Consider the following 20,713-nt stretch of genomic DNA (forward strand, 5'->3'; position numbering starts at 1 on the left):
CTTCATAAATATACTTCATTTTAGAATTTATGGTATAATTAAACAAATATTTCGTGGTTAAGGTTAAATACATTAATTCTAGGGGGTAACTATATGATAAATAACTTTAAAGTATTGAGGGGAGATGTTGAAACTGCTATTAGTATAATGAAAGAGGTAACAAAATGGGGTCGTTCAGTTGGATTAAATGTTTGGAAAGACGAGCATCTTACAAGAGAAAAGTTATTGGTGGGTATCAATGAAGATGCCTTCTATATAGGAAAAGTTTCAGCTGATAATGCTTGTTGTATGATATTACAATGGGATGATGTTCTGTTTTGGCCCAAGGCAAAGGAGAACGAAGCAGGATATATACATAAGTTATGTGTTAGAAGAGAATATTCAGGAATAGGACTATCGCAAAAAATGGTGGAATTTGCTATAGCAGAATGTAGAAAAAGAAATATTGGTTATTTAAGATTAGATACAGGGTTTAATAAGAAAAAGTTATGCAATCTATACGAAAGTTTAGGTTTTAAATTTGTTGAAAAAATCCTATTAGATAATAGAGGTGAATTTGCTCTGTTTGAGATGAAAATACAATAGTTTGAAAAGGCAATGAAAAAGGTATATTTAGTGAGTATTTTTCTTTGGAATATTCATAGATTGAGTCACAATGGTATAGTACTGTGAATTCGTATATAAAGTAAATGCATAGAAGGATGGTGAAATATTGTAAACATTTTTTTATTGCTGACCATACTTAAGTGGTAAAAGACATTATAAACTATTTAAATTCTAATAAAATCCAAGGAAATGCATATGATGAAAAAGTTACAGATAAAGGTGGCTCAGTTATTAGTATTCAGTCTGCGGTGCGAGATAAAGTTACTAAATTTCCGGACGGTTCAACTGATAGAGTGAAACTCTATATTTTATGACGGATTGGTAATCAAGTGGGTAATAGAGAACACTCAATTAAAGATTAGAAGGGGATAAAATAATGGATGTGAAAATAAGAAAAGCAACTTTGAAAGATGTAAATGTGATTAGTAATATATATGCTTTAAGTTGGAAGTATGCCTATAAAGGTATTGTGCCACAAAAATATTTAGATGTATTGAAATGTAATTTTTGGGTATCGTCTTTTCGAAATTGGATAAATAATAATATATTAACGGCACAACTTATCAGTGAAAATGAAACACCAGTAGGCTGTGTTGCTTACGGTAAAGCAAGAGATGTTAACTTTGCTAATTGGGGAGAAATAGTTTCTATTTATTTACTTCCAGACCATTTCAGAAAAGGTTACGGGCAAAAATTATTACAGACAGCTATAATTGATATGAAACTAAATGGATATGAAAATTGTTACTTATGGGTGTTAAAAGAAAATATTAAAGCAAGGGATTTTTATGAATTTAATGGGTTTATTTGTAATAATGATGAATGTACTTGTGAAATTATGAAGAGACAATTAGTTGATGTGCGATATATTTTAACATTAAATAATCATACGAACTAATCATACCAAATTAGCATGATTAGTTCATAGCTTTCTTATACCGCGTCATAATGGTATAGAACTGTGAATCCGTATATAAAGTAAATACTTAGAAGTATGGTGAAATATCGAACGTAACTGTCTCATGTAAATAAACTATATTCGTCACGTTAGTAACTTTGCTAAATTTTACAATAGTTCACTAGAGCTTTTAAGAGAAAAAGAAATACGTGAATATCTACATTATTATATCATGGAAAAAAAATTAAGTGTATAAGAGTATCTTTTTAAGCTCACAGGAATAGACATAAATATTTGTTCTTGCTGCGGTAAGGGCAAAATACGCTTATTTTTAGAGAATAATAGGTATTTTATTGTGTAACTAATGAATAACTACAAAATATATTTTGTAGTATCAAAGGGAGGTATCAATAATGAAAATAGTTTTTATGGGAACTCCTGATTTTGCAGTTCCCTCATTGAAGAAAATGATAGAGAAATATAATGTAAGTGCGATTGTAACACAACCTGATAAGCCAAGTGGAAGAGGGAAAAAGGTAGCAATTTCACCAATCAAAGAGGTCGGACTATCGAATCAAATTCCAATTTTTCAGCCCGAAAAAATAAAAACAGATTCTGTAATTATTGATAAATTAAAAGAATTAAAACCTGATTTTATTATTGTTGTAGCATATGGTCAAATCATAACTAAGCATATACTTGACATACCAAGACTCGGATGTATTTGTCTACATGCATCTCTCCTCCCAATGTATAGGGGGTCAGCACCAATAAATTGGAGTTTAATAAATGGGGAAATAACAACTGGAAATACAACTATACTAATGGATACTGGTATAGATACGGGTGATATGCTTATGAGAAGTGAGGTTGACATATCTGAATCTATGACAGCAGGAGAATTGTACAACTTATTAAAAATAAACGGTGCTGAACTGTTAGATGAAACAATAAATGGAATTATCACAGGAAAAATTTGTGGGGTAAAACAACAGAGTGATGGAAGTTCTTATGTACAGATGTTAAACAAGCAAATGGCAAAGATTAATTGGAATGACAGTAGTATTAACATACATAATTTAATAAGAGGATTGAGTTATTGGCCATATAAAAATATAAACTCATGGCCAACTGCTCATACTTATTATAAAGATATTCCAATTAAAATATTCAAATCCAAGTCATTAGAGGCAAATATTATTAAACCACCTGGTTATATCATAGATGCAAATAATGAGGGAATTACAGTCGCCACCAATAACGGTATTCTGATTATAGAAATATTACAGTTTCCAGGGGGGAAACCTCTTGAGGTAAAAGAATTTTTAAAAGGAAATAAAATAGAAAAGGGCATTGTATTATCATAATTTTGAATAGTCTATATAGGACTACATTAGATGCAACTGCATGTGTTTACAAGACATCAATAGGAGCAATAAATAAAGGATATAAAGCAATAGTTTTGGAGGATGCACTAGTAACCTCTAATATGGGGAGAATGCCAAAAATATTATAGGGATATAGTAACAAAGGAATATTATTAACTACAGTTCAAAATTTTATGTCATAATTGTAAAATGTAATTGTACGGCAATAAGTCGCTAATTGGTAGTGTTTCTAAAGAAACTGCGTTAATATTTATAGATGAGAATAATGGATGGACAGCATTTACTACCGATAGATCACTTTCAGCACAATGGGAGCATACAATTCTTGTAACCCAAGACGGAATGGAATAATATCGATGAATAGAGGGAAAGGTATGGGAAAGAGTTTTATAAAAGAAAACTTAAATGGCAGTGAACTCAATGAGTTATTATTATTTGTTGGTAGGAAAAGCAATAAACTGTCTTTATCAAGGAGCCATTTGGGTAAACTTACACAAGAAGAATTTAATCAAATGCAGTTGGAAGATAAATCATTAATTCTTGCAGAACATAAACAAAGCTGGCTCGACTACAGTGAAAACATTAATGGGTATAGAGACCTAATAGATGATTGCTGTAACAAAGAAATGGATGCGGAAAAATATTTAAATCATCATTTTGAAGAAGAACTAGCGTATTTTACTTCATTAGGATATGAAGCGTTCCAATTAGAAGGTGAGGAATTCCAAGATGAAAAATATGAGAATTTTAATGCAAGGACAGCAGATTTTTTATACACTAAGTTTACACGAGTGACTCCTGTATCTAGAGGACCCGTGTTTGAAATGTGTTATTTTATACTAGGTGATATTTTTAGAAACTTAATGTCAAATATGAGTAAGTTATTTGTATATCCCCATCAAATTGAAGGTACTGAATTTGATGACTTAGCCTTCTATAAAGAAGAAAAAACAATATTAGCAATTTGTGCTCATGAACATTTTGCATATATGAATTTAGAAGATGACGAATATGAAGAATTGAAAAAATTAAACATTTTACATGGAGTAAAAGAATAACAAACTTCTACGATATGTAAAAGAAAATTTATATTTTTAGTTCTATTCAAGTATGTCAATAAAGTAAACCAATATCTAGTGATATGTGTTTACTTTATTGACTTTTGCATTTTCAATCTTAATAAAAAAACACTATTTTCTTATTATATATCCTGTGCTATTTTATTTAATTCTTCTGACATAGATGTTAGTTCTTCAACACTTGCTGTAATTTATTCACTAGCTGCGGCTTGTTCCTGACTTGAAGCCAATGAACTTTCACTTCTTTCACTTGCTTCATTAACTTTTAATTTTATACTATCAGTTAACTTTTTGATTTTAGGAACTGTACTCTTAGATTGTTCAGATAATTTTCTTATTTCTTGTGCAACTACGCCAAACCCTCTGCCGGCATCTCCAGCTCTTGCTGCTTCTATAGCTGCATTTAGACCAAGCATTTTTGTTTCATCTGCAATTTCTTTAATAAATGAAGATACTTCATTTATTTCTTCCGACAGAATAATTATATCTTTAATCTCATTATGTAGTTCAATTTCATTGGTATGTATGTTAGCTGCTGATGCTGCCAATTCCTCAATAGCTGATGCCATTCCGGTAAGACCATTTTCAAGATTTTCTGACATGTTACGTAGATTTGACGCATTTTCTTTAGGTGTAATTATTGCGAAACATCCTACAACTTCGTTTGAATTATCTGCATCAAACATTGGATAACTTGCTCCAAGGGTAGGTATTCCATATACTGAAGCATCTAGTTCCTTTATAATAGCTTTTTTTAATTTTATCGTTTTTAATGAAAGAGACTCTTCTAGAAGAATGTTATCAACTTGTAAGGAAGCTATGTCAAATTTTTTAGAAGATTGCTTACTTACTATTTTTTGTAAATCCGTTATAATCATAGTAGATCCTTCTGGAAACATCTCAGCTACAATTGGTGCAAAATCGGAGAATGCACTAGCTACAGGATGTAATCTCGGAAATATCATAGAAAAAACTCCAACAACCTCACCAGTATCATTCATCAAAGGAGTTGCAACAGTTTTTAATCTTGTACCATAAATAGAACGTGGGATATTAGCCGTTATCGTTTTTTTTATCATTCGCAATACAAGGGTTTAAAAATTATGTTAATAGAAATAAAGTAATGGAGAAAAAGATAGATATTATTTTAAATAAATTAGAAAATAAAAAAGACAATTAATATTTAAAGTTACATAATTTTTTTCTGTTTCATCGCAAGTAACCCCATATCACATTAGACATGGGGCATTCGCCTATTTCCAAATAGAATCACGAGGAATGATTTTCATAAGACATATATCGTCACCCATTTTTATACTTTTTAATAATTCTACATCGACTTCACAGGCAAAAGCTTTTTCGAAAAGAACTTTACTGTACCCTACAGTGCATTGACACCATGTATCCGTATTTAAGTTATTCACATCGGCAAGCATCGGACAAGGGCAAAACGGAAATTGTAGATAGAGTTCCCCCTTTGTGTAAGATAGTCCAGCTGCATTTGCTTTATCTTGGTTTGCAAATTCTTCTAAATTAGACGATAATGCAACCAGTTCTTGAACTAACGCTAATTTTTCATCCATCCCATATCCACATTGACAGTTCATTCTAATCTGCTTAACGGTAGACCTATCAAAGTTGATTTCTAGTCTGTTCATGGTGGATTTCACCCATGTCGTATTATCTTCTGATGAAGATAGTTCGTGTTCTCCATATACAATTTTTGTTGCCATTTTATCGTCACTCGCATTTTTTACGGCACCAAAAATTACTTGCTCTTGTATTTTTCTAATATCATACATATTAAAACCTCATTTTCTAAATTTTTTGTGAGCTGTGGTTAAGGTATGCTGTCTTTTTACCACACTTCTTACAATATTTAATTGCAGGTGCTGGGGATAGATACTGTATATCTCAGGTTAACTTTTGCATGAAAATTTATCTTTTCTATTAGTAATTAATAGGAAAGATAACGGGTGGATTGTCACAAAAATTTTTCATTATAAGTCCTCCTATTATAGTATTTTTTCTACTTAAAGTGTACCAGCTGAGAATACAAAGCTAAACCTTAAAGACAGTTAATAAAAAATAATGAGCCAGTACAGTAACAAAACTGCATTGGCTCATCTCGAAAATTAAGCACTACTTTTTGTTCCCTAATTATCCTTTGTATACTTTTTAAGGACAAAAATATTTTTCAGATAAATCTTTTTAATTATGACCCGCCAAATAGTCTTCATAAATATGTGTATTTCGTTTATATAATTCTTGTCGGGTAGAGGTTTTGGCTCCCCATTAAAAAGAATTGTAAATATACATAATTTATGGTAATTATGTTATGATTGAATATATATTATTAGTCGAAATTGTAATCAGCTGCGAACTAATGGTTATCATAAAATCTTACCGATAAATAATAATTTGAAAGGCGGGATAGAATGGCAATCGCAAATGCAAAAGTAACTTTAAAGGAAGATATAAAAACGGTTTGGAAAATAGTAACTTCTCTTGAGAATTATGCATGGAGAAGTGATTTGAGAGAAATTCAGGTTTTAGAAGCAGGAAAAAAATTTATAGAATATACAAAAGAAGGATATGCTACAACTTTCACAATAACTACGTTTGAACCTATGAAACGGTATGAGTTTGATATGGATAATAACAACATGTGTGGGCATTGGACGGGATTATTTTCAAAGACAGATAATAAGACAGAGATAAATTTTACGGAAAATATAACTCCAAAGAAGTGGATAATGAAACCTTTTGTAGGAATATATTTAAAGAAACAGCAGGCTGCTTATATTTTAGATTTAAGAAAAGCAATTGATGAAAAACAATGACTTGTGATGAAATTATTTTGGAATTGAAGTCCATAAGTTCTGAGAAATAGAAAGGAGATTTATGTGTAAAATTAACGATTTCGCACTTATTATTGAAAAGAACCTAATCAATTTATGTATTAAAGCTGCAAATATATCGTGTGGAGAAGTTGTAAAACAAGATTACTATTCATGGGCTAAGAATTCATATCTGGAAGGGTATAATAAAGTTTTTGATATGAATATTCCATTAGCTGATATTAAAGAAGTAATCATGCTATTACGTAAAAATATAGAACTTGAAATAGCTCCAAAACACTTATTAATAAATTCATATACCCAAGCAATAATTTTGGAAGATTATTTAAAGAGTCTCAATTTTAATATGTTTTATCAACAGTCTGGGATGGCTATTGACTTAGCTTCATTCAAATTTGAAAACAATGACAACATAGGTGAAATTAGAACTATAAAAAGTGCTAGTGAGCTTGAAAAGTGGATATTAATAACTGAAGAAGCATTCAAAAAGAAAAGAAATTCGCATATGTATAAAATGTTTCTAAGCGAAAATGATATTAGATTCTACGGATGTTATTACAAAGATAAAATTGTGGCTACTCTAATGCTTTATATTAAAGATGCAATTGCAGGGATTCATTTAGTCGGTACAGCTAATGAATTTAGGGGGAAAGGGTTTGGAACGTTGATTACAATGACGGCGTTAAGAGATGCTAAGGACTTGGGTTGTAAGTATAGTGTTTTACAAGCCTCGGATATGGGCAAAAGTGTATATAAGAGTATTGGATTTAAGGAATATTGTAAGATAAGACACTGGGAGTATAATAGGTTGTAAATTCATATGGATACATTTGGAGTATCTAAAAGAAGGGGGAGTTTTATGAACATTTATTTCATAAGACATTGTCAAAAATAAAGCTTTTTTATTTGTAGAGGAGAAAATTAAAACAATGAATTATTTTACTAAAGAATAGTATGTATTGTGCAAAAAAACCAAAGAAATCATATGGTTAAGTTGAATATGAATCATATGGAACTTAAAAAGTCATCAATAGAATTTTTAAGATATATTCCAATAGCTAAAATTATTTATATAAATGGTGATATTGATTATTTAAGGTCAATTAAAAATAAAATCAGGTTAATTACTAAAGACTCAATTAGTGTAAGTTATTCAGCAAATTGCTGTTGGAGATAGCTATAGAGTTTCTCATTCTAAAATTAATTGGTTATTACTTATTAGGTAGTTTTAGGTTTAACTTTAACAAAATTGCATTACCAGTTGGATTTATTGCTTATTTGGTGTTTTTTAGACCGAAGATTAATAAACCTGTTAAAAAAGCATTAGCATCTTTAGGCTTGTTTGTATTTATTTGTGGGTTATTAATTCCTGTTATTCAAAAATCTTATTTTGAAAGACAAAGAGTAGTAAATGCCTCTAGTAATAATATATTTACAATTAATTTAAAGAGAGATCATAATGCAATAAAGCATAAGCTAGGTATTAATGAATCTACAAAGATAGAAGATTTTGTTGCCAGCTTTGAGAAATCAGGAGCAATAAAGGAATTAAGATATGAGTTCCTAACTAATGATAATAAAGGTATTGTTTTATATAATGTAAACTTTTCATCTGATAAAAATCAGTATATTATAAATACAACTAAAGTTAGTGAATGGGTACAGTATGATAGATTAATCACTGAGGAACAATTCTTTTACGCTCTGAAATATTTAGATTTAAAGAAAGTAAAACCCAAGGTGGAATATCCATACTATTCTATTAGATGCAGTGGGGATTGCACAAGTTCAAGTTGGAACGCACAAGATTCTAATAACTTTTTAATTACGGATAAGGGTATTAATAAGCTTAATAACAAAGACTTGCCTGTTAACGGATATACTTTTTGGATTTATGGTAACACAACTTCCTATGGTGATAGTTACAAATCATATATTCTTCCTATTCCTAAGTAATATATAACATCATATAATTAAAAATATCATTACTCTAAGTTAAAATGATGATTATAATTGTATCTTTCTTTATAATTATGCTTGGTACTAATATTATCCATAATTATGATATCAATGAGTTCAATATATATACTTGGGGGTAATTAGTACTTAGTTATATTATATTCTTACATAAATCTTGTGTAATTAGGCGGAACTCAATGGAATTAAAATATGATGAAACAATTTACATTATTTCAGGAACGTGCGGGGTTGGAAAATCTTCTGTAGCACATAAATTAGCCCGAAAGTACGTATTGAGTGCCCATATAAATGCGGACAAATTATATCACATGGTTGTAGGTGGACAGATTGCGCCTTGGAAGGACGATGGTATTTACATAAAACTTTTGTGGATTAAAATAAATAGTATAGTTGAAAATTTCATTATAAATGGTTTTGTAACTGTTATAGATATAACAATAAATCGACAAATGAAAAGTGAGGGGTAATATGAAAAACACAAAAACATGTTCCAAATGTAATTCAAAGAATATTATAAGAATACCGGGTAAATTTGGAGGATTTGGCTCGGGTAACAATATTTCGTGGGGAATTTCAGGCTATGAATGCAGATCGTTTTGATGTTGAAGAATATTATAAGTGTAATTGAGTTGATTTCTTTTATTAGTTTATAGTAGGAGCAACTAAATCATTTATAATTATGTAGTTGGAAAGGGTTAACAGTTCTAATATTTCAAAAATTGTTAACCTTCATACTTAATGAAACATTTAAGTCAGGTAAGGCTTTTTATACAAGTCATTCTTAGATAACCCATTTTTCTTTGCAGTATTTATCCAATTTGATTTTCCGATTTTCCTAAATAAACATATTGGAAAGTTTGGTGATGCATATTTATTTTCAACAAGTGTCTCAATGTTGTTTTCAATATCCTTATTAATTTCGTAAAGTGAAGAGTATACTTTTGAGCATAGCCTTTGCATGAACTTTATGTCTTTTGTTGCGCCTACTATCTCTCCCATACCTATTGAAGCAGCGAATCTCCAATTTAAATTCAATCTAACACAAAAGTTTTTTAACACTCGAATAGCTTCATCATTTATTGTAGGTTCGGGAAACCCGCAATTTATAATGGCGTATACTCGTACATTTTTAGGTGATTTATTATTGTTTTTGAAGTACATATAATAATCTTCTAAAAATCTCATTAATACACCAGGTAGAGAAAAAACATATAGAGGGAAGGCAAAAACGATGACATCTGCATGGGACATTGTTTTAAAATCCTCTTCAATTTTGCCAGAATGAATACTTGAGGTAACATGAATATAAAATTTATTATAATTGTTTTCATTCATATCTTCATCCAGTCTGTTAAGAAAAAGGAGTGAATTTGATCCTTTTCCTTTGGGACTTCCATTAATAAAACAAATATTTTTCATAATAATAAACCTCTCCTTCTACAATATCTGATTTATAATATTTTCATTATCTTTATCTGAAACGGATAGTAAAACTTTATCAAAGCTTTTAGTATACTTACCACTGGTTAAAGTAATAAATGTGTCTTTTTCTTCTTTTGTTAAGTCATCACTATAGCCTATCAATACTTGCTTTGGGTATTTCTCATATCTTTTAGGATGAGCTGTGGTACCATTCTTTTTTTCAAAGAAAGGTAAAACAGTTGGGATAAATCTATCTATGACATTTTTTATATTAGAGCTATATTGTCCAAAAACTACTGGAGTAAGATAAATAGCTAAATCTGAATTAACATATGCTTTATTAATGTTATTTAATGAATCATCAATAACACATTCTCCAGGAGTTTTTATCCAGCATCCAAAACACCCTATGCAGTTTTTTACGTTATCTCTATTAATTTCAAACAATTTTATTTTAATATTTTTTTGTAAAAATAGGTTCATCAATGATCTCTGTAAAGCTTCACTATTTTCAGTTTTAAGATCACTATCACAAATAAGTATAGCTTTCATTGTTAAAATCAACTCCTTTTATTATTTTATCCTATAGGATATAACATTAGTTACATCAATAGTTGTAACCGGTCTTTATATGTTTACTATGATAATAAAATATATAGGGGGTGCCACCACATAGCCATCAAGCTACACAATACCTAATAACGGTTAGTTCTCCTTAAATGATGTACTTTTCTATATTAGAGTTCTTTATTTAAATTATTAATATTATTTTTGTACCAATTTATAATATAATCATAAAGATCTAATCCAAAATTCAGAGTACAAAGTTCAAAGTTATTAGCATGATTAGTTAGCATTTTCCTAACTTGTAATAAATTGATTTTTAATTTAGTTAAATCCTCTATGTAATTGCCTATTGAACTAATAATCTCTTCATTGGACAGGTTATCGAAGAAAAAAATTTTAGATAAAGCGCTTGCAGCACTAGTTTTGGAGGTCTCTATTGGAGCTCTAAGCCATGTCATAAATTCTTCTTTTCCTTGTTCTGCTATGTAATATACTTTTTTTAATTTTCCATTTTCTACGATTTCGTCAAAACATATTAATTTTTTTTGTTCTAATCTTTTTAAAGAAGGATAAATGCTACCAAAGCTAGCATCCATAAAATTTGAGGTACTGATGCTCATCTTCTGCTTTATATCGTAACCTGTCATGTTCTCCGTCATAAGAAAACCAAGTATTATAAATTTAGTCATTTAAGTTAGCTCCTTTTATACATTACACATAATATCATGATGATATATATCGTAACGATATATAATCTTATAATGATATTGTACATATTTATACTTGTTTTGTAAATGTTTTTTTTATTTCAATATAATTACAAGGATAAGACACATCTTCTTATATTACAATACTTTCAGTAAACTAGTCCAAAACAAAAAATACCCCTTCCATCAGGGGTAACAATTATTACGGTGTTTCTGATTAAATTTATCAACATTCACCTACACAAACCTTTCGCATAATTTGTTGTACCAGTATAATGTTACCATAAAGTTACAAACTTAATCTAAATTTTCTAAGGAATAGTTTATATGTTCCAAAACATAATACTATCCAAAGTACAATCCAATATAGAAAAACTTTTATGAAAGTATAATTTCTACCAAATATACAAGGTCCAAGCATTTGAATCGGACTAATACGATAATAAATACTATTTCCATCGCCTATAAACATAAGTAATTGTCCAATAAATAGATATACAATCCAAGGGATACTTTGAGCTGCAAATACATTCTTAAATATATTTGATGTTATAAGACATGAAACAGCTATAACCATGGAAATAACACTAAAAAATATCATTATAATAAATATATAAACAAATGGATTGCTTACATATAGATTTAAAGAAATGTTGGGTAATTGGTCACCTATTTGTGGTTTCGGTGGCAAAGAATATGTACTTGTAAAAATACTGTACAAAAATGCAACTAATTGAAATACTAAAGTAACTATAAATGCTACAAAAGATACAGCTATAGTTTTATATTTAATAAATTCTTTATGAGTTATTCTTGAAAGTGAAAATTGAAAAAAAACTGTTTTGTAATCTAAAAATAATGAATCACCAAATATAAATATAATTACTAAAGGAAAAATCAAAGGCATGTAACTATGCATAGGAAAGCATAAAGTTTTAAGATAATTAATAAAAAAATTATTTTGATCTATAGTAGTGTACCCTATGTTATAAATAATTGATATATGAATAAAAGCCGCCATGAAAACTATAAAAGCTAATAATGTCTGCCATCTACAAATTCTCCTAAATTCTATTTTAACAAATCGTTTAACCATATTATATACTCCTTAATTTTCTAATTTTTTGAAATTTTATAATCACTATGTGCTACAAATATAAGTGAAATAGCTATGTTTATTAAAGAATACTTTTCAACAGACTTTTTATGACTCTATCTGTAGTATAGATTTTATATAGTCTGAGGTAATGGAGTCTACTGAAAACTTTTCATCAATATACCTTACAATGTTTTCAAACATATATTGTAGAGTAATAAACATCTAACACCATAAAGTTACAAACTTAATCTAAATTTTCGCAAAAATAGTTTATATGTTCCAAAACATAATACTATCCAAAGTACAATCCAATATAGAAAAACTTTTATAAAAGTATAATATTGATCAAATATACAAGGTCCAAGCATCTGAATAGGACTAATACGATAATAAATACTATTTCCATCGCCTATAAACATAAGTAATTGTCCAATAAATAGATATACAATCCAAGGGATACTTTGAGCAGCAAATACATTCTTAAATATATTTGCTGTTATAAGACACGAAACAGCTATAACCATAGAAATAACACTAAAAAATACCATTATAATAAATATATAAACAAATGGATTACTTACATATAAACCTATGGAAACGTTAGGTAATGCTTCACCTATGTAAACTGGTTTTATATGCAAGTAATATGGACTTGTAAAAATACTGTACAAAAATGCAGCTAGTTGAAATACTAAAGTAACTATAAACGCTACAAAAGATACAGCTATAGTTTTATATTTAATAAATTCTTTATGAGTTATTCTTGAAAGTGAAAATTGAAAAAAACCTGTTTTGTAATCTAAAAATAACGAGTCACCAAATATGAATATAATTACTAAAGGGAAAATTAAAGGCATGAAACTATGCATAGGAAAGCATAAAGCTTTAAGATAATTAATAAAAAAATTATTTTGACCTATAGTAGAGTACCCTGCGTTATCAATAATTGATATATGAATAAAAGCCGCCATGAAAACTATAAAAGCTAATAATGTCTGCCATCTACAAATTCTCCTAAATTCTATTTTAACAAATCGTTTAACCATATTATATACTCCTTAATTTTCTAATTTTTTGAAACTGTATAATCACTATGTGTTACAAATATAAGCGAAATAGCTATGTTTATTAAAAATAATGCAATATTCATTTCAATATTTTTGAGGTATGATTCAATATTTGTAGCTATATCTATTGTTGATGGATAATTTATTGGTGATAATACTCTAGGGATTATTCCCTGCATGTATAATACTCCAAGCATTATACATAGGATTAATATTACTACATAACTATTTGCATACTTATTGAAAATTAAGTTTATTGTTTGAAATAATGTTGTTATAGCAATAAATCCTGTGAGTAAAACACAAAAAATGATAAACTCCATTTTATGAGGATTAATGCTTGAAGCAAAAATTTTAGGATAATATAAATAAGTATATGTACTCCATTTATTAAAAGCTGGAAAAGCTATGTGTGATAAAATTTTAGTTATAACCATTAACAGTATAGTGAAAATAAAAGTTATTAATATTAAAGATAATACTTTAGCAGTCCACCATCTTAATTTTGAGCCAGCTCTTGTCAGTAAAAACACATCGAAACCACCAATTATACTTGTGCTAGATTGAACTAACAAAAGTAAAATACCAATTAACAATATCCATTGAAATAGATTTGGCAGATAAAAAATTTTATCAATTCCTCCGCATACTTTTAAAATCCCATCTGTGCTTGTAGCATCCACTTTCCCTATGTTTTTAGCATCTATTAGTATATATATTTGTAGGAATATATTTAGGAATAACAGTACTAATATATAAGCATTCCTTTTTTTATAACATGAATATAGTTCGTTTACAATTAATCGTTTCATTAATTATCCTAACCTTTCCTAGATAAATTCATAGTTCTAATCCTAAAACAACCTATAGTAAAAAGTAATAATAAGATTACACCTGAAAATTTCATCGAATAAATTACCGTAAAACTTTGAATTGTCAAATCTGGCTTACCTGAAGATAAAGCCCTATAATGCACGAAAGGATAATGCCCAGATAATATTCCTTGAGTAATAGGTGAGAAAAATCTCTTAGATTGATCATCAAAAACAGCAATAACTCCTTGCATCACAAGTAAACCTACTCCTATAAAACTATAGAATGAATTATTAAATATCAAAGATATTATTAATATGAAAAGTCCTAATGTACTTAATGTTATAATAAATAATCCATATTGAATCCCTAAAGTAGTAATCATGTTATTTCCTGATTTAATTGAGTATGTTACTACATCATAGTAGTTTTTTTCATTAAACGGTAATTTGTATATGAATGAAATAATAATTATATTAACTATACAACATAAAAACAACAAATTTGATGTTATAAATACAATTGCAACTTTTGATATAAAGTATGTTATCCTATTAGATATTCTGGATAAGAAAAACTCTATGTAGCCACTTTCACAATCTCTTGTGAATATATCACCAATTAAATAACAGTAAATTATGGGGATAACTAAAATCATCACTAATGGGTATGAAAAGTAAATAAATAGATAGTCCCAAAAAACTAATGGCGCTCCTTTAGGCAGACAGCCTCCTGGAGCAATATATTTTAAGAGTATGCTTAAAACAAACAACATAACAAAAGTATAAATCCATTTTTTATAATTCAAAGAAAAATAGTGTTTAATCATGCACGTAATCATTTCACACCATCATTATTATCTAAATCTCTTAATATAGTTAAACTACCACCATCGATTTTATATATGCTATCACACAATTCATCAATTTCCTCTTTTCTATGTGATACAATAATAAAACTTGAGCCTTTACTTTTCATATTATTAACAATGTTTGAAAATATTTCTACCCCATTTGAATCTAATCCATTAGTAGGCTCATCAAAAAGTACAAGTACTGGGTTTTCCATTATAGCTTGTGCAATTCCTAATCTTTGCCTCATACCTAAAGAGTATTTTCCAACAGACTTTTTATTGTTATTATCTAACCCAACTAGCTTAATAACTGATCTTATATCATCATCATTAATAACATTACGAATAGACGCCAACATATGTAAATTTGTATAACCAGTAAAATGCGGCAAAAATATAGGGGTTTCAATCAGAGCCCCTACATTTGTTGGTAGTCCCCCTAAAAGTCCTGGTAAAACTTTGTTCCCATCAACAATAACTTCGCCTTCATTAGGATAGATAAGCCCCATTATTATTCTTAGTAATGTTGTTTTTCCACAGCCATTAGTTCCGATGATTCCAACTACTTCCCCTTTATTTATACTCAAATTAATATTTTTTAATATTTCTATTCCTTTAAATTTTTTAGAAACTCCCGTTAAAGATAATATTTTTTTATTTTCCAATATTCTCATCCTCTTTTCTATATAATTTATTTTTTTAACTGGAACCGTAACACATTAGATATTGAATAGTATTTGTTTCTGATTTTATTATATAGTTTGTTGTCCCAATTTTTTCATTAGGTTACAATTATACGCCCATGGAGTTGCGGATCCCGATTATGAGAAGGGTTGTCCATTTATCTATATTAGATTAACCAAAGGTACAATAAAATACAATAGAAAAAACATGAATGATCATTTTGTGGACATGAAAAGTCAATTCAATCCTAAATATGGTAAAATAATTCTTAATTTATGGTAATTGTGCTATAGTTAAATATATAGTGTTAGTAAGAAATTGGAGGAAAAATTGAAATGAATGTAATTGTAGAAAATCATGAAGTTTACAAAGAAGGGTTTGGAATAAAAAAGGGGTGTATATATGTTTAATAAAGTGAAGCAATATATTAAAAAAAATATAATACTAAGTATAGGAATTATACTATGCCTAGGCATTATGAGTACTTATGCATACACTAAGATTATGCCTGGATGGTTTTCACAGTCAGATACTTATAATGTAGTAAAGGAAACATTTCTAACTAATAAGGGGTATTCTAATGAGTTATCAAAACATGTATCACCACAAGTATTTAAAAGAACAAATATATATAGTGGTTATGGTGACTTAAACACTAAAAAAACTTACAAAGTAGATTTTACTTTAAAAGAAAAATCACAAACTAAATTTAAAAATACAGTTTATGTTAAAATGAACTATTCAGTGAAGATAATGGATTTACAGGGAAATATTTTAGGAGGTTCAGAGCATGTACCAATTACATTTACTATTAAGTATATAAAAGGTGAATGGTACATTACAGAAAAAGAAGAATCTGCATAAACAGGAATATCTGAGTGGGAGAGAAATGCCTAAAATGTATAAATAATACTAATACATTTTATGGCTTTTTTTAGCTTTACGCAAGGGGATACTTTTACAAAGGATATTTATTTTTTTATGATTTCATGTAACTACTATATTAAAGTAGACTGTTTTATTTATATCATAACGCTTGCAATGTAATTGACTTGGAACAGAATCAGAGCTTGCATAACCTACTGGAAGAAGTGCTACTGGAATAATATAATCTGGCAAAGCAAATGGTTCTCTGATAGTATCATTAAAATTTCCTACAAAAGTACTACCTAAGCCTAATTCGGCGACTTCAAGCATCATGTGAGTTTTATTTCTATGTAACTATTTAATTACAAATAAGGGGTACAATAAAAATATAGGTAGGAAAAAACAATTGTTCAAGATATATATATAAAGGGGTGTTTGTTATGAATAAAAGGTCTATATTAATGGTTACTTTAGTAATGTCTTTAATGTTTATGGGAGGTTGTACTGTATCAAGTCCGGTTGAATTAATACAACCGCCTAAACTTTTAGATTCACAGCTTAAAAAGGATGATATAAGCTCAATAGCAAAACAGTTATTACCAGACAAATCAAAGCTAGTGGCTATATCAAAGATATCTACTGGAAATCCTGTTATTAGTGTGGATGTTGATAATGATAAAAAAGATGAGATCATAGCATTCTTTGATCTCCCAGAATCTTTTGAAAAGGGATTTGTAGTAATTAAAGAAAAAAATGGTAAATGGAATAAAATATATGAGTATAAAAGTGAAGGAAGTAAAATAGTAAATAGTGAATTTCTAGTTATTAATGGTAAAAAAGCTTTATTATTTGGAAATCTAATCTCAACTCATGCAGGAGTTGCATATAACTTATTTACATTTGATAATGATAATATTAGAAAAGTTAATTTAGGGACGTGGAATAAGATGGAGGTATTGAAGACATCCTTAGAAACTGATAAAAAGGAATTTGTATTTGCAGGATGGAAATTATATGCTCCAGATAATACCTATGTAATCGACCTAATTAGATTTGATGGCGAAAAAGTTACCTATGCTAAAGATTTATATAAAGAATACTTCAAAAACGTAGTTAAATATTATAAAGGTATAATAAAAGAAAATAGCCTAGATGTATCACAGTGGTACTTTTTAGCCGATTCACAAGTGAAAGCAAATATGTATAATGATGCTCTTATATCTATACAGAAAGGTATTGATGTTAATAATGATAAAAATAAAACATTTGACGCATTTTCGGATACAGAGTTTTATTTATTAAAGGCACAATCTTTAAATGGACTTAAAAAATATGATGAATCAAAGACTGTTTCAGAGGAGTCAGCGGTAAAACAGATCAATAAACTAGGAAAAAACACGAAGGTTAAAGATGATAAAAATGATTTTAATTATATGAATGATGAAAAAGTTTTAGCTGATATTTATTTAGAAACTGCAAAGTCATATTATAACCTAAAACAAGTTGATAAAGGTATGCAATATTATCAGAAATACTTGGAAATAATTAAAACCCTTGAGAAGAAGGGTTATTTTAAAGATAGCATTGTAAACGACAATGTAGAGCAACTACAGAAAATAAAATAATTGTTGGGGCATGGTGGTAGATTAATGAATGAAAAGGTTCTTGTTGTTGAAGATGAAAAACACATTAGAGATTTTATAACTTTAAATTTATCATTAAGTAAGTTTAAAGTTATGGAAGCATCTTCAGGTGAAGATGGGTTAATTAAATATGAAGCTGAAAAACCTGATGTAGTAATTCTTGATATAATGTTACCTAATATTGATGGTTATGAGGTATGTAAAAGGTTAAGAGAAAAGGGTTATGATTGCTGTATAATAATGCTAACGGCAAAAGGACAAGATATGGATAAAATAACAGGGCTTGATATTGGTGCGGATGATTACATGGTTAAGCCATTTAATCCTATGGAACTTATTTCGAGGATAAATGCTAATTTAAGAAAAATAAAAAGAAATGACATTAATCTGGATATTCTTATATACGACCAATTAAAACTTGATAAAATATCAAAAAAAATTTATAGAAATGAATTGGAGATAGAATTCACTTTCAGAGAGTTTTGTCTTATAGAGGTATTGATGGGAAATATAAATAAAGCACTTTCAAGGGAAAAGCTCCTAGATTTAGCTTGGGGAGAGGATTTCTTTGGTGAAATAAAGACTGTTGATGTTCATGTAAGGAGAATAAGAGAAAAAATAGAAGATAATCCATCGAAGCCTGTTTATATAAAAACGGTTTGGGGAGTGGGGTATAGGTTTGGGAAATGAGAGGATGCGTGTGAGGAGTATTAAGACAAGGCTTACAGTAAGTTACTTAATACTTATAATTTTGATTGTACTTATATTTGAGGGCATTCTTATGATTAGTGTAAAAAAGTATTATAATAATACCATTGAAAATACATTAAAAAATCAAGCGGAGATATCAAGTGATTTTTACAAGAAGTACCTTGCTGATACAAATATTTTAAAGGCATCTAATGACATAATAGATAATTTTTCTTATTTAACAAACTCACAGATCCAGATTGTAAATACAAATGGAATAGTAATTAACGATAATAAGGGCGTATCATCTGGAATAAGAATACAATCACCAGATATTGATGAAGCACTAAATGGAGATATATCAATTTTTAAAGGCACATATAAAGAAAGTATAATGGTAGTTTCAAAAAGTTTAATATCAAATGGTAGAACGGTTGGAGTTATACGGCTTATAACATCAATGGCAAAGGTAAATAAACTTCTTACAAGAATATACTTTGTACTCGCATTAATAGGAGTTATTGTTATTTTAGCCACAGCAAAACTAAGCATAATTATGTCTAAAACGATTATAGAACCATTAAAAACTGTAACAAATGCAGCTAATGAAATGGCTAAAGGAAAATTTTCAATAAGAGTAGATAAAAAATATAATGACGAAGTAGGTATAATGGCTGATACCTTAAACTATCTGTCTGAGGAAATATTAAAAAATGAAAAATTGAAAAATGAATTCATATCATCAATATCGCATGAACTTAGAACACCATTAACATCTATAAAAGGCTGGGCATTAACATTAAAAAGAAAAGAATTTACAGATGAGGTTAAAAAAACGGAAGCACTTAATATTATAGTTGAGGAAAGCGAAAGATTATCATTGATGGTAGAAGATCTTTTAGACTTGTCAAGATTTCAAGCTGGCAGAATTACTCTTCACATAGATAAAATTGATATAAGCCAAATTTTAAAAAATATAATTATGGAGTTTCAGCCAAGAGCACAGAAAAGTGGAATTACGTTAATTTACAATGCTGAAGAAACTGTATTTATTGATGGTGACAAAAACAGACTGAAACAAGTTTTTATTAATATATTAGATAATGCTTTAAAGTTTTCAAGTAGAGGGGGAGCAGTTTATATAGGTCAGGTTGAGAAAAAGGAAAGTCTAACAATAACCATAAGTGATAAAGGCATAGGTATAAGCGAAGAAGATTTAAAAAGCATTACCAAAAAGTTTTACAAAGGAAACTCTAAAAAATCAGGAAGTGGGTTGGGACTTGCAATATCAAATGAAATAATAAACTTGCATAAAGGAGATCTAGTGGTTAGTAGTGATTATGGAAATGGAACTAAAGTAGAAGTAAAGTTGCCACGAAATAGGCAGAACAGATAATCTGATTTTGTATAAGCAAAATAAAAGGTGCTTTTATTAGCACTAATTAAGGTAAATCAGTTGTGAAATATTACAATAAAGTTTACAGATTTA

Annotated in this window: 26 protein-coding genes and 2 pseudogenes; 17 read left to right on the forward strand and 11 right to left on the reverse strand. The window is 28.7% G+C overall.

All coding sequences use genetic code 11. The features are described from left to right. Positions 1-93 precede the first annotated feature (93 nt). The 8 genes and pseudogenes from A7L45_RS08300 to A7L45_RS08320 all read left to right on the forward strand — a co-directional run bounded on the left by A7L45_RS08300 (position 94) and on the right by A7L45_RS08320 (position 3,950). The gene (locus A7L45_RS08300; protein WP_084647398.1) at positions 94-585 is read left to right on the forward strand and encodes a GNAT family N-acetyltransferase; all 492 of its coding nucleotides are present in this window, start codon (positions 94-96) and stop codon (positions 583-585) included. A gap of 161 nt (positions 586-746) precedes the next feature. Then, the gene (locus A7L45_RS23165) at positions 747-920 is read left to right on the forward strand and encodes a hypothetical protein (RefSeq protein WP_169829582.1); all 174 of its coding nucleotides are present in this window, start codon (positions 747-749) and stop codon (positions 918-920) included. A gap of 62 nt (positions 921-982) precedes the next feature. After that, positions 983-1,504: a GNAT family N-acetyltransferase gene (locus A7L45_RS08305; protein WP_071612347.1), complete on the forward strand. Its 522-nt coding sequence runs from the start codon at positions 983-985 to the stop codon at positions 1,502-1,504. Positions 1,505-1,643: 139 nt separating this feature from the next. Beyond that, on the forward strand, positions 1,644-1,760 hold the full coding sequence (locus tag A7L45_RS24270) for a hypothetical protein (RefSeq protein ID WP_373687525.1): 117 nt from the start codon (positions 1,644-1,646) through the stop codon (positions 1,758-1,760). A 157-nt stretch (positions 1,761-1,917) separates the two neighbouring features. Continuing rightward, complete coding sequence (gene fmt / locus A7L45_RS08315) at positions 1,918-2,871, forward strand: methionyl-tRNA formyltransferase (RefSeq protein WP_071612348.1); 954 nt, start codon at positions 1,918-1,920, stop codon at positions 2,869-2,871. A 2-nt stretch (positions 2,872-2,873) separates the two neighbouring features. Then, positions 2,874-3,020, forward strand: a complete 147-nt coding sequence (locus tag A7L45_RS23490; protein ID WP_170288008.1) for a hypothetical protein — start codon at positions 2,874-2,876, stop codon at positions 3,018-3,020. A 118-nt stretch (positions 3,021-3,138) separates the two neighbouring features. Continuing rightward, a pseudogene (locus tag A7L45_RS22805) lies at positions 3,139-3,243 on the forward strand (methionine aminopeptidase); the annotation flags it as partial. Between the two features lie 23 nt (positions 3,244-3,266). Further along, positions 3,267-3,950 carry a hypothetical protein gene (locus A7L45_RS08320; protein ID WP_151553318.1) on the forward strand — a complete coding sequence of 228 codons (684 nt, stop codon included), beginning with the start codon at positions 3,267-3,269 and terminating at the stop codon, positions 3,948-3,950. A 143-nt stretch (positions 3,951-4,093) separates the two neighbouring features. Here A7L45_RS08320 and A7L45_RS08325 read toward each other — a convergent pair. Further along, a pseudogene (locus A7L45_RS08325) lies at positions 4,094-5,050 on the reverse strand (methyl-accepting chemotaxis protein). Between the two features lie 174 nt (positions 5,051-5,224). Further along, positions 5,225-5,773, reverse strand: coding sequence for a DUF6144 family protein (locus tag A7L45_RS08330; RefSeq protein WP_071612350.1), 549 nt, complete (start codon positions 5,771-5,773; stop codon positions 5,225-5,227). A 636-nt stretch (positions 5,774-6,409) separates the two neighbouring features. On the opposite strand from A7L45_RS08330, the gene A7L45_RS08335 reads away from it, so the two are divergent. The 5 genes from A7L45_RS08335 (at position 6,410) to A7L45_RS08350 (ending at position 9,279) form a co-directional block, all read left to right on the forward strand. After that, positions 6,410-6,814 (forward strand): SRPBCC family protein, encoded by a 405-nt coding sequence (locus A7L45_RS08335; protein WP_071612351.1) that lies wholly within the window; start codon positions 6,410-6,412, stop codon positions 6,812-6,814. A 61-nt stretch (positions 6,815-6,875) separates the two neighbouring features. Further along, on the forward strand, positions 6,876-7,646 hold the full coding sequence (locus A7L45_RS08340; protein WP_071612352.1) for a GNAT family N-acetyltransferase: 771 nt from the start codon (positions 6,876-6,878) through the stop codon (positions 7,644-7,646). A 186-nt stretch (positions 7,647-7,832) separates the two neighbouring features. Beyond that, complete coding sequence (locus A7L45_RS23495; protein ID WP_207647765.1) at positions 7,833-8,009, forward strand: hypothetical protein; 177 nt, start codon at positions 7,833-7,835, stop codon at positions 8,007-8,009. Then, positions 8,000-8,788: a hypothetical protein gene (locus A7L45_RS08345; protein ID WP_071612353.1), complete on the forward strand. Its 789-nt coding sequence runs from the start codon at positions 8,000-8,002 to the stop codon at positions 8,786-8,788. The genes A7L45_RS23495 and A7L45_RS08345 overlap by 10 nt, the downstream gene beginning before the upstream one ends. A gap of 200 nt (positions 8,789-8,988) precedes the next feature. After that, positions 8,989-9,279 (forward strand): hypothetical protein, encoded by a 291-nt coding sequence (locus A7L45_RS08350; RefSeq protein ID WP_071612354.1) that lies wholly within the window; start codon positions 8,989-8,991, stop codon positions 9,277-9,279. A gap of 280 nt (positions 9,280-9,559) precedes the next feature. Here A7L45_RS08350 and A7L45_RS08355 read toward each other — a convergent pair whose 3' ends face one another. The 8 genes from A7L45_RS08355 to A7L45_RS08390 form a co-directional block, all read right to left on the reverse strand. After that, positions 9,560-10,231, reverse strand: a complete 672-nt coding sequence (locus A7L45_RS08355; RefSeq protein WP_071612355.1) for an NAD(P)H-dependent oxidoreductase — start codon at positions 10,229-10,231, stop codon at positions 9,560-9,562. An 18-nt stretch (positions 10,232-10,249) separates the two neighbouring features. Then, positions 10,250-10,786: an NAD(P)H-dependent oxidoreductase gene (locus A7L45_RS08360; RefSeq protein ID WP_071612356.1), complete on the reverse strand. Its 537-nt coding sequence runs from the start codon at positions 10,784-10,786 to the stop codon at positions 10,250-10,252. Positions 10,787-10,971: 185 nt separating this feature from the next. Further along, a complete protein-coding gene (locus tag A7L45_RS08365; protein ID WP_071612357.1) occupies positions 10,972-11,490 on the reverse strand; it encodes a PadR family transcriptional regulator in 519 nt (172 codons plus the stop codon). 307 nt (positions 11,491-11,797) lie between these two features. Then, positions 11,798-12,604, reverse strand: coding sequence for a hypothetical protein (locus tag A7L45_RS08370; RefSeq protein ID WP_071612358.1), 807 nt, complete (start codon positions 12,602-12,604; stop codon positions 11,798-11,800). Positions 12,605-12,843: 239 nt separating this feature from the next. Then, the gene (locus A7L45_RS08375) at positions 12,844-13,653 is read right to left on the reverse strand and encodes a hypothetical protein (protein WP_071612359.1); all 810 of its coding nucleotides are present in this window, start codon (positions 13,651-13,653) and stop codon (positions 12,844-12,846) included. Positions 13,654-13,673: 20 nt separating this feature from the next. After that, the gene (locus tag A7L45_RS08380; protein ID WP_071612360.1) at positions 13,674-14,486 is read right to left on the reverse strand and encodes a hypothetical protein; all 813 of its coding nucleotides are present in this window, start codon (positions 14,484-14,486) and stop codon (positions 13,674-13,676) included. A gap of 8 nt (positions 14,487-14,494) precedes the next feature. Then, positions 14,495-15,295 (reverse strand): hypothetical protein, encoded by an 801-nt coding sequence (locus A7L45_RS08385; RefSeq protein ID WP_170288006.1) that lies wholly within the window; start codon positions 15,293-15,295, stop codon positions 14,495-14,497. A gap of 29 nt (positions 15,296-15,324) precedes the next feature. After that, entirely contained in the window at positions 15,325-16,005 is a 681-nt protein-coding gene (locus A7L45_RS08390; RefSeq protein WP_224616997.1) for an ABC transporter ATP-binding protein, read from the reverse strand. A 421-nt stretch (positions 16,006-16,426) separates the two neighbouring features. Here A7L45_RS08390 and A7L45_RS08395 point away from each other — a divergent pair, with 421 nt between their 5' ends. Continuing rightward, positions 16,427-16,888, forward strand: coding sequence for a hypothetical protein (locus A7L45_RS08395; RefSeq protein ID WP_071612363.1), 462 nt, complete (start codon positions 16,427-16,429; stop codon positions 16,886-16,888). A 123-nt stretch (positions 16,889-17,011) separates the two neighbouring features. Here A7L45_RS08395 and A7L45_RS08400 read toward each other — a convergent pair whose 3' ends face one another. Next, positions 17,012-17,224, reverse strand: a complete 213-nt coding sequence (locus A7L45_RS08400) for a nitroreductase family protein (protein ID WP_071612364.1) — start codon at positions 17,222-17,224, stop codon at positions 17,012-17,014. Between the two features lie 107 nt (positions 17,225-17,331). On the opposite strand from A7L45_RS08400, the gene A7L45_RS08405 reads away from it, so the two are divergent. Genes A7L45_RS08405 through A7L45_RS08415 form a run of 3 tightly spaced genes read left to right on the forward strand, consistent with a single transcriptional unit; the run spans position 17,332 to position 20,620 of the window. Then, entirely contained in the window at positions 17,332-18,516 is a 1,185-nt protein-coding gene (locus tag A7L45_RS08405) for a tetratricopeptide repeat protein (RefSeq protein WP_071612365.1), read from the forward strand. Positions 18,517-18,540: 24 nt separating this feature from the next. Continuing rightward, positions 18,541-19,224, forward strand: a complete 684-nt coding sequence (locus tag A7L45_RS08410) for a response regulator transcription factor (protein WP_071612366.1) — start codon at positions 18,541-18,543, stop codon at positions 19,222-19,224. A gap of 10 nt (positions 19,225-19,234) precedes the next feature. Continuing rightward, positions 19,235-20,620 (forward strand): HAMP domain-containing sensor histidine kinase, encoded by a 1,386-nt coding sequence (locus A7L45_RS08415; RefSeq protein ID WP_169829583.1) that lies wholly within the window; start codon positions 19,235-19,237, stop codon positions 20,618-20,620. Positions 20,621-20,713: the final 93 nt, after the last annotated feature.

Origin of the sequence: Clostridium estertheticum subsp. estertheticum (assembly GCF_001877035.1) — a bacterium.
GTDB classification, from domain to species: domain Bacteria; phylum Bacillota; class Clostridia; order Clostridiales; family Clostridiaceae; genus Clostridium_AD; species Clostridium_AD estertheticum.